Below are 14905 nucleotides of genomic sequence, written 5' to 3' on the forward strand. Positions count from 1 at the left end.
CGCTTCGTCACGCCTTGGGTCGATCGGTGCGGGGCGGGTGCTCGTGCATCAGCAGGCGTTCGCGTTCCGCCGCCTGGCCATGGACGCTGGCCAGCATCAGATGGGCCTGCCTCGCCTCAGTGCAACCGGCTTTCGCCGCGGCCTGTTTCTCCTGCGCGGCCCTTTGCTCGAAATAGACGATGTCTTCCTGGCTCATCGATCGGACTCCTCATTGGCGGCGGCAGGGGCCGGGGCAGGCACCGGCCGCCCCGGAACGGGCGCCGGCGATCCCCGGATGGGACGCACCGTATCGCCGGAAGAGAGGTCGATCCTCCCCGGCGCCCTTCGCACCGACGGTGCGGTGACGGTCGATACGCTCGCGCATCGCCTCCGTCCTGCTCATCGCTGGGAAGAGGGGATCATAGACCGCTTTCGCGCAAGCGGCTGTAACCTGGATCAGTTTATGCGGCGAAAGGGGCCGTCGGCGGGACGGTGCGGGGCGGCGTCCATAGTGCCGAGAGCGCTGAACGGAGTTCCTCGTCCGAAAAAGGCTTCAACAGCCTCGGGAAGTGGTGGAACTGCGGCGGTTCCCGGTCGACGTTCACGCTGCTGGTGAACAGGAAGGGGATGCGCCGCTGCACCAGCAGGTCGGCCACGGGATAGGAGAGCTCGCCGTTGAGCCAAACGTCGAGCACCGCGGCGTCGATCTTGGCCGAGGCGGCGACGCCGAGCGCGCTCTGCAGGGTCAGGCAGGGGCCGACCACGTCGGCGCCGAGCTCGATCAGCGAATCGTGCATCGCGGTGGCGATGATGATCTGATCCTCGACGACCAGGATCGCGGGCCGCGGCTGCTGCGACGGCCATACTGACAGAGTTGACGATAGGTTCTTCATAGTGACCGGTCACGTTTGCGAATGTCGCCGGCGCCGATCATTGTTTCAGACGTTCGGAGGATTTCCAACGGTCTTTCTCAATATTGACGCAAGAGGCTTGTGATTATTTCGAATTGTAATTGTAAACTATTGTTACTTATAAGGAATATTTAAGAACGTTTTCTGTTATAATTCGGATCGATTCCGGAAATCGAATTCCTCTAATCGGTAGGGGGAGTCCATATACGAACTCTACGTAGATGAGGAATTCCAATTATCCAAATTTACTAGGTAAATTCGATGGTTCGCCGGAATTTTTTGAACGCCGGGGAAATCATCCATAATGGAGATCGGATGGCTCAGCCGTGGGCGGTGACGCCAGCCGCGACCGGCATCTGGCGGCGGCGCGGCAGCGCCTCGGGCATTTCGGTGGCGATGAAGGCGAGCAATCCCTCGCGGATGTCGCAGCGCAGGTCGAAGGCGAGGCTGGCGTCGCGCGCGGTAACCAGGACGCGCAGCTCGATCGTCTCCTCTCCGGCGTCGGTCACCTGCAGGTTCCAGAAGCGGCGGTCCCAGCGCTTGTTGGCGTCGATCAACTCGCCGGCCCGGACGCGGATACGCGGCACGTCGGCGGCGTGGTCGACGCGCAGGAAGACCGACCCCATCAGCTCCGACGTCGTCCGGGTCCAGTTCTGGAAGCTTTGTTCGAGGAATTTGGCGACCGGCACGATCAGGCGGCGATCGTCCCAGATGCGGACCACCGCGTAGGTCAGGCGGATTTCCTCGACCCGGCCCCATTCGCCGTCGATGATCAGCACGTCGTCGATCCGGATCGGTTCGGTGAAGGCGAGCTGGATGCCGGCGATCAGGTTCTTTAGCGCCGGCTGGGCGGCGGCGCCGACCGCGAGGCCGGCGAGCCCGGCCGAAGCGATCAGGGTGATGCCGACGCTGCGGATGCCGGGGATGCTGAGCAGCATCATGCAGATCGTCAGGAAGATCACGACGAAGGTCGCGATCCGCGACAGGATCGCGGCGCGGGTCCGCCGTCGCCGGGCGCGCAGATTGTCGGCGACGCTGATGTCGTGGCGGATCGCCATCACGTCGCTGAGTGCTCCGATCAGCGCGATCGCGAGCCAGCCGACCAGACCGGGAACGACGAATCCCGCCGCCTGCTGCCACAGCGCCTTCGCCCAGGGCAGGAGCGGCAGGCCGCGCTGGACGATGCTGAGTGCGACCGCCACGAGAATCCAGCGCAGCGGCCGCCGTACCCGTTCGAGCACCATGTCGTCGGCGCGGCTCCGGGTCCGCTGCGCCAGGCGTCGCAGCAGGACGATCGCCAGCCGGTGGACGAGCAGGGCGGCAGCGACAGCGGCGGCGATCATGGCGGCGGCTTCGGCCATGGCGACGGCGGCGTCGGCGATGGCTGGCGGCAGCGACGGCATTTCTATCGGAAAGCGGCGCATCGCCCGGCAACGTCGCGCTCCGGGCTCGGTTCCCGCGAACGTCGGGCGCATGGGACGAACCGGGCCGCCGCCGACCCTATCCGCCGCCGCGGCATTGCATCGCGACCGTGATGACCTATCTTCGCTGGTGGCAAAGGAGAACGATATGGCCCGGGAAATCGCGACATTGGCGGGTGGTTGCTTCTGGTGCGTCGAGGCGGTGTTCGACGACGTGATCGGCGTCGAGTCGGTCGAGAGCGGCTATACCGGCGGCCATGTCGCCAATCCCACCTACAAGCAGGTCTGCAACGGCGACACCGGCCATGCCGAGGCGATCCGCGTCGCCTTCGATCCCGACGTTATCAGCTATGGCGACCTGCTCGACATCTTCTTCCACGTCCACGACCCGACCCAGCTCGATCGGCAAGGCAACGACGTCGGCCCGCAATATCGCTCGGCGCTGTTCCCGCATTCGCCCGAACAGGAGGCCGAGGCCAGGGCCGCGATCGACCGCGCTCGCGCCGATTGGCCGGACCCCATCGTCACCCGGATCGAGCCCGAGGCGCCCTGGTATCCGGCCGAGGATTATCACCAGGAATATTTCGCCCGCGAAGGGGCCAATAATGGCTATTGCGTGATGGTCGTCGCCCCCAAGCTCGCCAAGTTCCGCAAGAGCTACGCAGCGCGCCTCAAGAAATAATTCCTCCCCAGTGCAACTGGGGAGGGGGGCCGCCGCAGGCGGTGGAGGGGGCGACGGTGTAGCCGGCGCTGTCGCGCCAACCCCTCCACCATCCTTCGGATGGTCCCCCTCCCCATGCAGGCATGGGGAGGAACTGAATCATTTGGGGGCCGCCGCTCTTTGCAGGCGGTCGTTGATCGCCAGGCCGAGGCCGTCCTGCGGGACGGGAGCCACCGCGATCGCGGCGGCGTTCGACTGGTCCGCCGCGTGGAGCAGATCGAACAGCCGCGCCGCTGCCTCGTCGAGGCAGCCTGACGCCGACAGCGTGACGTCGCCCGCGACGGCGCCGAAGCCGATCAGATACTCGCCCGCCTCCGCTGTCGCCGCGTTGAGCCGCAGCGGCTTCGACGGGGCGTAATGGCTCGCCATCTGGCCGGGCGCCTCGATCGATCCGCCGCCGGCGCGCTCGACGGCGACGCCCGACGCCTCGGCCAGCATCTCGACGGTGATCGCCCCGGGGCGCAGCAGGCGCAGCCGGTCGGCCTCGACCGCGACGATCGTCGACTCGATCCCGACCGTGGTGGGGCCGTCGTCGAGGACGAGCGGGATCCGGCCGGCCAACGACCGCGCGACATGCTCGGCACGGGTCGCGCTGATCGATCCGCTGGCGTTGGCGGAGGGCGCGGCGAGGGGGCGGCCGCTCGCGAGGATCAGCGCGCGCATCGCCGGATGGGCGGGCATCCGCACCGCGACGCTCGGCAGCCCGGCCGTGGTCAGGCTGGCGATCGGCGATCCTGGCGCGGCGGACAGCACCATCGTCAGCGGCCCCGGCCAGAAACGCGTCGCGAGCCGATGCGCGAGCGGCGGGAGGATCGCGACCCGGCCGGCCATGGCGAGATCGGTGACATGGACGATCAGCGGATTGAAGCTCGGGCGGCCCTTGGCGGCGTAGATCGCAGCGACCGCCGCGCCCGATGTCGCGTCGCCGGCCAGGCCGTAGACCGTCTCTGTCGGAACGCCGACCGGCAGCGCGCGCGCGATCAGCGCTGCGGCCTCGGCAATACCGGCTTCGTCGGCGGGAAGGATGCGGGTGTCGGTCACGCTGCGCGGCTATCGCGCTGGGGCGGGCGGGGCAAGTCCTGCTTCTTTCCCGTCATCCCGGCGAACGCCAGGATCCCGCTGCCTTTTGGGGCGGCAGCGCGAGGAGGAAGAAGGGAGATTCCGGCTTTCGCCGGAATGACGAAAAGTGGGGGCGTCAGCCCTCGACCCGTTCGAGCAGGTCGCTCGGCTCGATCCGCAGGCGGCGCATGCTCGCCACCACGCGCGGCCATTCATCGCGCAGGAAGGTGTCGCGTGCCTCGCGGCGGAGGCGGTCGGTCGCACCCTCGGCGACGAACATGCCGACGCCGCGCTTGACCGTCACATAGCCTTCGTCCTGGAAACCCTGATAGGCTTTGGCTGCGGTCAGCGGATTGGCGCCGTGCTGCGCGGCGAAGGCGCGGACCGAGGGGAGGGCGTCGCCGTCTCCATAGGTGCCGTCGAGGATCGACTCGGCGATGATGTCGCGAAGGCGGAGATAGACGGGGCGGTCCTGGCTGCTCATGGCGTCACACTGTGCTAACACAGCATGGCGCGTCAATGGCAATCAGCCTTTCCATGTCGAAACGACAGCTTCATAGGTCGGGCGGGGCCGCTCCTCCAGTGCTCGTCCCGGCGAGCCGAGGAACAGGAAGCCGGCGATCCGGTCGTGCGGCGACCCGCCAAGCGATTCAAGTACTTGGCCGTTATAGGCAGGCCAGCCGGTCAGCCAGCAACCGACGAACCCCGCCGCATGCGCCGCGAACAACAGGTTCATGCAGGCGGCGCCGGCCGACAGTTCCTGTTCCCATTGCGGAATCTTGCTGTTCTGCGTCGGGGTCGACAGCACCGCGACCATCACCGGCGCCTGGTGCGCGAACTGATCCATCGCCTCCAACTCGATCCGGCCCGCCTCGGGCTTCTCGGCGCGATAGGCGTCCTTGAGCAGATCGGCGAAGGCGCCGCGCCGATCGGCCTCGACGATAATGAAGCGCCAGGGGGCGAGCTTGCCATGGTCGGGCACGCGCATCGCCGCTTCCAATATCCGGCGGAGCTCCGCCGAATCCGGTCCGGGCGCGATCATGTCGCGGGCCTTGCCCGAACGGCGGGTGGCGAGGAGAGCGGCGGTGGAGGACAGATCGTTGAACATGGTCATCATCTAGGCGCTGGCCCTCCGTGGAACAACGGTCTCGGAGTGGTGCGCCTGTCCGGACATGCATTCCCGGGTTTGAGGAAAAAATCGAACCATCGGGTAATTCTGTTTCGCTGAATGAGCTTGCGTCGGCAATGTCGTTTCAAGCGAAACAATAACCGCTTCACAGCGCGTGAATCGTTGCTATCGTCGGCGTCCATGAAGGTCGTGCCGTCCTTGGGGAAGCGTCGCGCCGACCACGCAGAACAGAAAGAACTTCATGGTCAATCCCGACGCTGACGCGACCACCGAGCCTGCATCGCCGCATGTGAGCCGATCCGACGGCGACACCTGGTTCGGTCATCCGAGGCAGCTTGCGAGACTCTTCTCGACCGAGGCGATGGAGCGCTTCGGCTATTATGGGATGAGGGCGCTCCTCACCCTCTACCTCACCCAGCATTTCCTGTTCAGCGACCAGACGACCAACGGCCTCTATGGCGGTTTCACCGCGCTGGTCTACCTGACCCCGCTCGTCGGCGGCCTGCTCGCCGATCGCTATCTCGGCTCGAAGAAGTCCGTGAAGTTCGGCGCGATCCTGATGTCGATCGCCTATTTCACGCTCTGCTTCGGCGGCCAGACCGCCAGGCCCTATGCGATGATCGACGGCAGCCGCTACGAGGTCGTGATCGACGACGCCAAGCAGCAATATGTCGTCGACGGCGGGCAGAAGCTGGCGATCAAGGGACAGGAGGACGGCTCGGTCGCGCTCGTCGCCCCGGACGGCTCGGTCGCCCGCACTGTTGCCAAGGGCGGCTTCAAGGCGGATGCCGACCGCGATCCCTTCTACACCGGTTTGATGCTCGTCGCGCTGAGCCTGCTCACCGTCGGCAACGGCTTCTTCAAGCCCAATATCTCCACCATCGTCGGCGCGCTGTACGAGAAGGGCGATCGGCGCCGCGACGCCGGCTTCACCATCTTCTACATGGGCATCAATCTCGGTTCGCTCTTCTCGCAGATACTCTGCCCCTTCCTGGCGGTGGCGCTCGGCTGGTGGGCCGGCTTCGGCCTCGCCGCGATCGGCATGCTGATCAGCTGGGCGCTGATCCAGTTCGCGGGCGACAAGCTGGCGGGCTATGGCGAGCCGCCCGAAGGACAGACGAAGGACCGCAGCTTGCTGATCTACATCGGCGCGCTCGCGGTGGTGCCGATCGGCTGGTTCCTGTTCATCAACCTGATGGCGAGTCCCGCGCCGGAGGCCGGCGCCGGCATCGTCGGCTATCTCCTCGGCCTGCCGATCATGGGCAAGGTGCTGTTCGCGACCTTCCTGGCGTCGGTGATCCTGATCCCGCTCTGGGCGCTCAAGGCCGGCAACCGGGTCGAGTTCCAGATGATGATCGCGGCGATCGTGATGATCGTCTTCAACGTCGTCTTCTGGACGCTGTTCGAACAGGCCGGCTCCTCGCTCACCCTGTTCGCCGATCGCAACACCGACCTGTCGGTGTTCGGCCTGTTCACCATGTCGGCGGGGCAGACCCAGTTCTTCAATGCCTTCTTCATCGTCGTGCTGGCACCGCTGACCTCGATCCTGTGGGGTGCGCTCGGCCGCCGCGGGCTGGAGCCGTCGATCCCGGTCAAGTTCGCGATCGCGCTGGCGGGCGTCGGCCTCGGCTTCCTCGCGCTGGTGTGGGGCACCCAATATGCCGGTGCGGACTTCAAGGTGTCGGTCTGGTGGCTGGCGCTGCTCTACCTGATCCACTCGATGGCCGAGCTCTGCATCTCGCCGGTCGGCCTGTCGATGATCACCAAGCTGTCGATCGCGCGCGTGGTCGGACTGATGATGGGGCTGTGGTTCCTGTCGATCAGCTGCGCCCAATATGTGGCCGGCATCGTCGCCCAGGTCGCCAGCGTCGAGACGGTCGGCGGCCAGGTCACCAACCTGAAGGTCAGCCTGGAGACCTATGCCGGCGTGTTCCAGACGATCGGCCTGGCGTCGGTCGCGATCGGCGCGATCCTCCTGGTCCTTTCGCCTGTCATCAAGAAGTGGATGCATGGTGTTCAGTAACAAGTTGAGATTTTCGATGGCGGTGGCGCTCGCGCTGACCGCCTGCACCGGTGGCGCCGCGCCCAAGTCGGCCTCGTCCGATGCACCCGCGCCCGGCAAGGGCAAGGGGTTCGACCATGATCCCTTCCCGTCGACCTACCGCGCCTATCCCGGCGTGCCGACCGCGATCGTCCACGCCACCGTCTATGACGGGGAGGGCGGCCGGATCGAGGACGGCACCGTCCTGCTCGCCGACGGCAGGGTGACGGCGGTCGGCGGTCCGGACCTCGCCGTGCCCGCCGGCGCGACCGTCGTCGACGGCACCGGCAAATGGGTGACGCCAGGCGTCATCGACGTCCACAGCCATCTCGGCGACTATCCGTCGCCGGCCGTCAAGGCGCTGTCCGACGGCAACGAGGCGACCGCGCCGGTCACCGCACAGGTTTGGGCCGAGCACAGCGTCTGGCCGCAGGATCCGGGCTTCAGCCGCGCGCTCGCCAATGGCGGGGTGACGACGCTGCAGATACTGCCCGGCTCGGCCAACCTGTTCGGCGGCCGGTCGGTGACGCTCAAGAACGTCTATGCGCGCACCGTGCAGGGGATGAAGTTCCCCGGCGCGCCCTATGGCCTGAAGATGGCGTGCGGCGAGAATCCCAAGCGCGTCTATGGCGGCAAGAACCGCGAGCCTTCGACCCGCATGGGCAATGTCGCGGTCGACCGGCAGACCTGGATGAAGGCGGCCGAGTATAAGCGCAAGTGGGACAAATATGAGGAGAAGGGCGGCGAGATCCCTGCCCGCGACGTCGCGATGGACACGCTGATGGGCGTGCTCAACGGCGAAATCCTCGTCCACAACCATTGCTACCGCGCCGACGAGATGGCCATCGTCCTCGATATGGCGAAGGAGTTCGGCTACAAGGTCACCGCCTTCCATCACGCGGTCGAGGCCTACAAGATCGCCGACCTTCTCAAGGCGAACGGCACCTGCGCCGCCGTCTGGGCCGACTGGTACGGCTTCAAGATGGAAAGCTATGACGGCATCCGGGAGAATCTGGCGATCCTCCACAATGCCGGCGCCTGCGTGATGATCCATTCGGACGACCAGAACGGCATCCAGCGCCTGAACCAGGAGGTCGCCAAGGCGCTCGCCGCCGGCCGCCGCGCGGGCTTCACGATCAGCGACGAGCAGGCCTGGACCTGGCTCGCCATCGCCCCCGCCCGCGCGCTCGGCATCGCCGACCGGACGGGCAGCCTCAAGCCCGGCAAGATGGGCGACGTCGTGCTGTGGAACGGCAATCCGCTGAGCGTCTACACCCGGCCCGAGAAGGTCTGGGTCGACGGCGCGATGCTCTACGACGCGAACAACCCGAAGCTGCGCCCGGTGAGCGACTTCGAGCTGGGCCAGCCCGGCGAGGGAGATGTGAAATGAAGCGCCTCCTCCTCGCCGCCACGGCGCTGATCGCAGCTCCCCTGTCCGCCGAGACGGTCGCCATCACCGGCGGCACCGTCGCGATCGGCGACGGATCGCAGCCGATCAAGGGCGGTACCGTCGTCATCGCCAATGGCCGGGTCGTCGCGGCCGGAGCCGGAGTCGCGGTGCCCGCCGGTGCGCGCGTCGTCGATGCGACCGGCAAGTGGGTCTCGCCCGGCATCGTCGCCGGGGTCAGCACGCTCGGCCTGATGGAAGGCTATGGCATGTCGGAGACCAACGACCTCAGTGCCGACAAGTCGCCCTTCTCGGCGGCGCTCGACATGTCGACCGCGATCAACCCGACCGGCCAGCGGATCGGGGTCGAGCGGGCGGCCGGCATCACCCGCGCCTTCGTGATCCCGTCCGCCGGCAACACGATGTTCGGCGGGCAGGGGGCGGTGATCGACCTCGGCGCCGACATGGACCCGGTGACGCGCCCGCGCGCCTTCCAATATGTCGAACTGGGGGAGGACGGAATGGGCCCGGCGGGCGGCAGCCGTCCGGCGGCCTATGCGCTGCTCAAGGTCGCTCTCGGCGCGGCGGCCAACCCCGCCTCGGCCGACTTCGCCAGCAAGGACGCGCTGATCACCCGCCAGGATGCCGAGGCGCTCGCCCCTGTGGTGCGCGGCACCCAGCCGCTGCTCGTCCATGTCGAGCGGGCGGCCGACATCCGCTCGGTCCTCGCGCTCAAGAAGCAGTATCCGGCCATCAAGCTGGTGCTGGTCGGCGCGACCGAGGGCTGGATGGTGGCCGGAGAGATCGCCGCGGCCGGCGTTCCCGTGATCGCGGCGGCGCTGCTCGACCTGCCGGAGAAGTTCGAGTCGATCGCGGCGACCCAATCCAATGTCGGCCGGCTGGCGAAGGCTGGCGTCACCGTCGCCATCTCCAATGCCGACATCTCCGAAGGGCCCTATGAGTCCTATCTCGCCCAATATGCCGGGAACCTGGTCGCGCTGACGAAGATCCCCGGCGCGCAGGGGCTCGACTGGGGCGCGGCCTTTGCGACGATCACCTCGAAGCCGGCGGCGGCGATCGGGATGGACGGGGAGATCGGGTCGCTCCGCCCCGGCCGCCGCGCCGACGTCGTGGTGTGGGACGGCGATCCGCTCGAGCTCTCCTCGGCGCCGACCGCGATCTTCATCGATGGCGTCGCCCAGCCGACGACCAGCCGCCAGACCCGGCTGCGCGACCGCTATCTCGACCCGGTCGAGAAGGGCCTGCCCAAGGCCTACGAGCGATAACTCCCTCTCCCAACCCTCTCCCCGGCGGGGAGAGGGCTTGAGGCATACGGCAAATCGGCGCATTGAGCGGTCGAATTCCGATGGGGGACCGCGTGTATGGGGCGTAGATATTTCGGGACCGACGGTATCCGGGGCCGGACCAACGAAAGCCCCATGACCGCCGAGATCGCGATGAAGGTCGGCCAGGCGGCGGGCGCGCATTTCGTGCGAGGCGAGCATCGCCACCGGGTGGTGATCGGCAAGGACACCCGCCTGTCGGGCTATATGATGGAATCGGCGCTGGTCGCGGGCTTCACCAGCGTCGGCATGGACTGCGTCCTGCTCGGGCCGATGCCGACCCCGGCGGTGGCGATGCTGACCCGTTCGATGCGTGCCGACCTCGGCGTGATGATCTCCGCCAGCCACAACATGTTCGCCGACAACGGCATCAAGCTGTTCGGTCCCGACGGCTACAAGCTGTCCGACGATGACGAGACCGCGATCGAGGCGCGCCTCGAAAAGCCGGTCAAGCTCGCCGCCTCGGCCGATATCGGCCGTGCCCACCGGGTCGAGTCCGCGCGCGGGCGCTATGTCCACGCGGTCAAGTCGAGCTTTCCCGAGCATCTCCGCCTCGACGGACTGCGCGTCGTGATCGATTGCGCGCACGGCGCCGCCTATGAGGTCGCGCCGCTGGCCTTGTGGGAGCTGGGTGCGGAACTGATCTCGATCGGGGTCAATCCCAACGGCGTCAACATCAATGACCAGTGCGGATCGACCGACACCCGCGCGCTGCAGGACAAAGTGCGCGAGACCCGCGCCGACATCGGCATCGCGCTCGACGGCGACGCCGACCGGCTGATCATCGTCGACAATGAGGGGCGGGTCGTCGACGGCGACCAGCTGATGGCGCTGGTCGCGGCCGGGGCTCATCGCCGCGGCGAACTGCGAGGCGGCGGCATCGTCGCGACGGTGATGTCGAACCTCGGCCTCGAACGCTTCCTGGCGGGGCAGGGGCTGTCGCTCCACCGCACCAAGGTCGGCGACCGCTATGTCGTGGAGGCGATGCGCGCCGAGGGTTTCAACATCGGCGGCGAGCAATCGGGTCATATCGTCATGACCGACCATGCGACGACCGGCGACGGGCTGGTCGCGGCGCTGCAGGTGCTGGCCCAGCTGGTCGAGCATGGCAGGCCCGCAAGCGAACTGCTTCACCAGTTCGATCCGCTGCCGCAGCTCCTCAAGAATGTCCGCTTCGCCGGAGGCGAGCCGCTCAAGGATGAGAAGGTGATCGCCGCGATTGCCGATGCGGAGGAGAAACTGACCGGCACCGGCCGGCTGGTTATCCGCAAGTCGGGCACCGAGCCGCTGATCCGTGTCATGGCTGAGGGCGAGGACAGCCGCCTCGTCGAGGCTATGGTCGACCAGATCTGCGACGCCGTCCGGAAGGCGGCCTGATCGGGCCATCGTGACCACTGCCCGCATCCTCATCATCGCCGGCTCGGATTCGGGCGGCGGCGCCGGCATCCAGGCCGATATCAAGACGGTGACGCTGCTCGGCGGCCACGCGATGACCGCGATCACCGCGCTGACCGCGCAGAACACGCTCGGCGTCGCGGCGGTCCATCCGGTCCCTGCCGAGATGGTGATCGCCCAGATCGACGCGGTGGCGGACGACATCGGCGTCGACGCGGTCAAGATCGGCATGATCGGCAATGCCGCGATCGCCGAGCAGGTCGCTGACCGGCTCGACCGGCCCGACCTCGCGGACGTGCCGCTGGTGTTCGATCCGGTGATGATCGCGACGAGCGGCAGCAGGCTCGCGGACAGCGCGACGATCGCGGCGTTCGGCCGGCTGATGCGCCGCGCGGCGGTCTCCACCCCCAATCTCGACGAACTCGGTGCGCTGAGCGGCCGTGCCCTCGGCGATGAGCTGGCGGTCGCCGTCGCGGCGGCCGGGCTGATCGCCGAGGGCAGTGGCCCGATCCTGGCGACCGGTGGCGGCTTCGTTGCCGGCCAGCTGACCGATCTGCTCTTCACGGCCGCAAGCGAGGCGGAGGAGCGACGCTGGACCGCCGGCTGGATCGATACGATCCACGATCACGGCACCGGCTGCACCCTGGCGAGCGCGATCGCGACCGGGCTGGGCCAGGGGCTAGCCCTTGCCGATGCGATCACCCGCGCCCGTGCCTTCGTCCGCGCCGCGCTGCTGGCGGCGCCGGGACTCGGCCGGGGGCATGGGCCGATGGGGCATCGGTCGATCGATTGAGACTCCCACCAGGTCGCTCCTGCGAAGGCAGGAGCCCATGTCTCTCCTCTCCCCGATGAGCATCGCGGGTGATGAGAGACATGGATGCCAGCCTTCAGCCCTTGGCTGAAGTTTATCCCGAGCGTCTGCCTTGCAGGCAATCGAGGGGCTGGCATGACAAAAAGGGAGGGCGCTCATCCCAACGAAAAAGGCCGCCCGGATCGCTCCGGACGGCCTTTTCCTGATACGATGGCGAAGCGATCAGGCTTCGTCGGTCGCTTCCGCGGCGGGAGCTTCGTCCTGCAGCTCGGTCGGGATTTCGCCCGGTTCGGCGTTGGGATCATAGTCCTCGGTGAAGCCGGCCTCGTCGCGCTCGAAGAGCTGCGCCATGACGTCGACGCCCTGCGACTGCAGCTCGGCCTCTTCGGGCGAACGGGCGACGTTGACCTTGACGGTGCGGCTGACCTCGGCGTGCAGCGAGATCTTCACCTCGTGCAGGCCGATCGTCTTGATCGGGCGGCCGAGCACGACGCCCGACTTGGCGACCTTGATGCCATCCTCGGCGAGCGCCTCGACGATGTCGCGGGCCGAAACCGATCCGTAGAGCTGGCCGGTGTTCGACGCCTGGCGGATCAGCGTCACCGACTTGTCGTCGAGCGCCTTCGCCTCGGTTTCGGCATTGTCGCGGCGCTTGGCGTTGTCGGCTTCGATCTGGGCGCGGTTCGCCTCGAAGACCTTCTTGTTGGCCTCGTTGGCGCGCAGCGCCTTCTTGCGCGGCAGCAGGTAGTTGCGGGCAAAGCCGGCCTTGACGGTGACGACGTCGCCGATCTGGCCCAGCTTCTCAACGCGTTCGAGCAGGATCACGTCCATGGTGGCGGTCCTCCCTTCTTACTTGACGATGTAGGGAAGCAGCCCGATGTGACGGGCGCGCTTGATCGCCTGGGCGAGTTCACGCTGCTTCTTGGCGGACACCGCGGTGATGCGGCTCGGGACGATCTTGCCACGCTCGGACACGAAGCCCTGGAGCAGACGGACGTCCTTGTAATCGATCTTGGGAGCATCCTTCGCGGAGAAGGGGCAGCTCTTGCGGCGGCGGAAAAAGGCGCGTGCCATGATGTTCTATCCCTTCCTTACGACGCGGCGAATTCGCGGTCTTCACGACGGGGACGATCGCCCCGGTCGCCACGATCACCGCGGTCGCCACGACCGTCGCGGCGGCCGTCGCGCTCGCCACGGCGCATCATCGCGGACGGGCCCTGCTCGTGCTCGTCGACGCGGATCGTCATGTAGCGGATGACGTCTTCGTTGATGGCGGTCTGGCGCTCCAGCTCGGCCACGACGCCGGCGGGGGCGTCGATGTGGAGCATGACATAATGCGCCTTGCGGTTCTTCGCGATGCGATAGGCCAGGCTGCGCAGGCCCCAGGTCTCGGTCTTGGTGACCTTGCCCTGATTCTCCTCGACGATCTTGGTGGCGGCTTCCGCCAGCGCGTCGACCTGGGCCTGGGCCAGATCCTGGCGCGCGAGAAACACATGCTCGTAAAGAGCCATGTTCGCGTCTTCCTTCTCTTGCCGATCGCTGACGCCGTGCCCATCACGACGCCCCTCCGGCTGTCTTCCAAAAGCAAGCAGGGGCGGAGAGACAGGCTCCCGCCCCGGCTGGCGCGGCCTATGACCGAATCGGCCCGCGAAAGCAACCCCCGCCGCCATCGGGCTTGCCTAAGCCGCCTCATTTTCCTAGGGCCGCTCGCCGGAGACCGAGGGGAAGCTTCATCATGCGCGCATTCATCTTTCCGGGGCAGGGCAGCCAGGCCGTCGGCATGGGGCAGGCGCTGGCCGACGCGAGCGCCGTCGCGCGCGAGGTGTTCCAGGAAGTGGACGACGCGCTCAGCCAGAACCTGTTCAAGCTGATGGTCGAAGGGCCGGCCGACGAGCTGACCCTGACCGAGAACGCCCAGCCCGCGATCATGGCCAATGCCATTGCGACGCTGCGCGTGCTGCAGAAGGAGGGCGGCATCAGCCTGGCCGACAAGGCGGCGTTCGTCGCCGGTCACAGCCTGGGCGAATATACCGCCCTGTGCGCAGCCGAGGCGATCGACCTCGCCACCACCGCCCGGCTGCTCAAGCTGCGCGGTCGCTCGATGCAGGCGGCGGTGCCGGTCGGCGTCGGCGCGATGGCGGTGTTCCTGGGCCTCGACTTCGAAGGCGCGAAGGCGGTCGCCGAGGAAGCCGCGCAGGGCGAGGTCTGCCAGGCCGCGAACGACAACAGCAACCGCCAGGTCGTCGTGTCGGGCCACAAGGGTGCGGTCGAGCGCGCGATCGAGATCGCCAAGGCGAAGGGCGCGCGCCGCGCGATGCTGTTGCCCGTCTCGGCGCCGTTCCACTGCTCGCTGATGCAGCCCGCCGCCGACGCGATGGCCGAGGCGCTGGGCAAGACCGCGGTGCAGGCGCCGCTGGTGCCGGTCTACGCCAATGTGCTGGCCGCGCCGGTCGCCGATCCGGCCGAGATCGTTCGCCTGCTGGTCGAGCAGGTGACCGGCACGGTCCGCTGGCGCGAGAGCGTCGCCGCGATGGCCGAGGCCGGCGTCGAGCAGTTCGTCGAGCTGGGCGGCAAGGTCGTCGGCCCGATGGTCAAGGACATCACCGACAAGGCCACCGCGACCAGCGTCGTGACCATGGCCGATATCGAGGCGCTGGCCGCTTCGTTGTAATTCGCCGTCATCCCGGCGAAAGCTGGGATCTCATTTT

16 protein-coding genes are annotated in these 14905 nt (G+C 67.3%); 7 read left to right on the plus strand and 9 right to left on the minus strand.

Annotated features, from left to right (window positions below; all coding sequences use genetic code 11):
• Positions 1-7 precede the first annotated feature (7 nt).
• The 3 genes from B5X82_RS01840 to B5X82_RS01850 form a co-directional block, all read right to left on the minus strand.
• Positions 8-196, minus strand: coding sequence for a hypothetical protein (locus B5X82_RS01840; RefSeq protein ID WP_079646324.1), 189 nt, complete (start codon positions 194-196; stop codon positions 8-10).
• Between the two features lie 244 nt (positions 197-440).
• Positions 441-872, minus strand: coding sequence for a response regulator (locus B5X82_RS01845; RefSeq protein WP_079646325.1), 432 nt, complete (start codon positions 870-872; stop codon positions 441-443).
• A gap of 338 nt (positions 873-1210) precedes the next feature.
• Complete coding sequence (locus B5X82_RS01850) at positions 1211-2293, minus strand: mechanosensitive ion channel family protein (protein ID WP_125724627.1); 1083 nt, start codon at positions 2291-2293, stop codon at positions 1211-1213.
• Positions 2294-2459: 166 nt separating this feature from the next.
• On the opposite strand from B5X82_RS01850, the gene msrA reads away from it, so the two are divergent.
• A complete protein-coding gene (gene msrA, locus B5X82_RS01855) occupies positions 2460-2993 on the plus strand; it encodes a peptide-methionine (S)-S-oxide reductase MsrA (RefSeq protein ID WP_079646327.1) in 534 nt (177 codons plus the stop codon).
• Between the two features lie 138 nt (positions 2994-3131).
• Here the strand turns inward: msrA and B5X82_RS01860 are convergent, their stop codons facing one another.
• The 3 genes from B5X82_RS01860 to B5X82_RS01870 form a co-directional block, all read right to left on the minus strand.
• Complete coding sequence (locus B5X82_RS01860; RefSeq protein WP_079646328.1) at positions 3132-4073, minus strand: L-threonylcarbamoyladenylate synthase; 942 nt, start codon at positions 4071-4073, stop codon at positions 3132-3134.
• Positions 4074-4227: 154 nt separating this feature from the next.
• Positions 4228-4575: a GntR family transcriptional regulator gene (locus B5X82_RS01865; RefSeq protein ID WP_079646329.1), complete on the minus strand. Its 348-nt coding sequence runs from the start codon at positions 4573-4575 to the stop codon at positions 4228-4230.
• A 42-nt stretch (positions 4576-4617) separates the two neighbouring features.
• Positions 4618-5199 carry a nitroreductase family protein gene (locus B5X82_RS01870; protein ID WP_079646697.1) on the minus strand — a complete coding sequence of 194 codons (582 nt, stop codon included), beginning with the start codon at positions 5197-5199 and terminating at the stop codon, positions 4618-4620.
• 262 nt (positions 5200-5461) lie between these two features.
• On the opposite strand from B5X82_RS01870, the gene B5X82_RS01875 reads away from it, so the two are divergent.
• The 5 genes from B5X82_RS01875 (at position 5462) to thiD (ending at position 12179) form a co-directional block, all read left to right on the plus strand.
• Positions 5462-7243 carry a peptide MFS transporter gene (locus tag B5X82_RS01875; protein WP_079646330.1) on the plus strand — a complete coding sequence of 594 codons (1782 nt, stop codon included), beginning with the start codon at positions 5462-5464 and terminating at the stop codon, positions 7241-7243.
• The gene (locus tag B5X82_RS01880) at positions 7230-8651 is read left to right on the plus strand and encodes an amidohydrolase (RefSeq protein WP_079646331.1); all 1422 of its coding nucleotides are present in this window, start codon (positions 7230-7232) and stop codon (positions 8649-8651) included. Before B5X82_RS01875 ends, B5X82_RS01880 begins: the two co-directional genes overlap by 14 nt.
• Positions 8648-9934 carry an amidohydrolase family protein gene (locus tag B5X82_RS01885; protein WP_079646332.1) on the plus strand — a complete coding sequence of 429 codons (1287 nt, stop codon included), beginning with the start codon at positions 8648-8650 and terminating at the stop codon, positions 9932-9934. Before B5X82_RS01880 ends, B5X82_RS01885 begins: the two co-directional genes overlap by 4 nt.
• A 96-nt stretch (positions 9935-10030) precedes the next feature.
• Positions 10031-11368, plus strand: coding sequence for a phosphoglucosamine mutase (glmM, locus tag B5X82_RS01890; RefSeq protein WP_079646333.1), 1338 nt, complete (start codon positions 10031-10033; stop codon positions 11366-11368).
• Between the two features lie 10 nt (positions 11369-11378).
• Positions 11379-12179: a bifunctional hydroxymethylpyrimidine kinase/phosphomethylpyrimidine kinase gene (gene thiD / locus B5X82_RS01895; protein WP_079646334.1), complete on the plus strand. Its 801-nt coding sequence runs from the start codon at positions 11379-11381 to the stop codon at positions 12177-12179.
• 240 nt (positions 12180-12419) lie between these two features.
• On the opposite strand, the gene rplI is transcribed toward thiD, so the two are convergent.
• Genes rplI through rpsF form a run of 3 tightly spaced genes read right to left on the minus strand, consistent with a single transcriptional unit; the run spans position 12420 to position 13708 of the window.
• Positions 12420-13028, minus strand: a complete 609-nt coding sequence (rplI, locus tag B5X82_RS01900) for a 50S ribosomal protein L9 (protein ID WP_047169781.1) — start codon at positions 13026-13028, stop codon at positions 12420-12422.
• A gap of 18 nt (positions 13029-13046) precedes the next feature.
• Complete coding sequence (gene rpsR / locus B5X82_RS01905) at positions 13047-13271, minus strand: 30S ribosomal protein S18 (protein ID WP_047169782.1); 225 nt, start codon at positions 13269-13271, stop codon at positions 13047-13049.
• Between the two features lie 17 nt (positions 13272-13288).
• Positions 13289-13708 (minus strand): 30S ribosomal protein S6, encoded by a 420-nt coding sequence (rpsF, locus tag B5X82_RS01910; RefSeq protein ID WP_079646335.1) that lies wholly within the window; start codon positions 13706-13708, stop codon positions 13289-13291.
• A gap of 224 nt (positions 13709-13932) precedes the next feature.
• Here rpsF and fabD point away from each other — a divergent pair, with 224 nt between their 5' ends.
• On the plus strand, positions 13933-14868 hold the full coding sequence (gene fabD, locus B5X82_RS01915; RefSeq protein WP_079646336.1) for an ACP S-malonyltransferase: 936 nt from the start codon (positions 13933-13935) through the stop codon (positions 14866-14868).
• Positions 14869-14905: the final 37 nt, after the last annotated feature.

Source organism: Rhizorhabdus histidinilytica (genome assembly GCF_900167915.1).
Classification (GTDB): domain Bacteria; phylum Pseudomonadota; class Alphaproteobacteria; order Sphingomonadales; family Sphingomonadaceae; genus Rhizorhabdus; species Rhizorhabdus histidinilytica.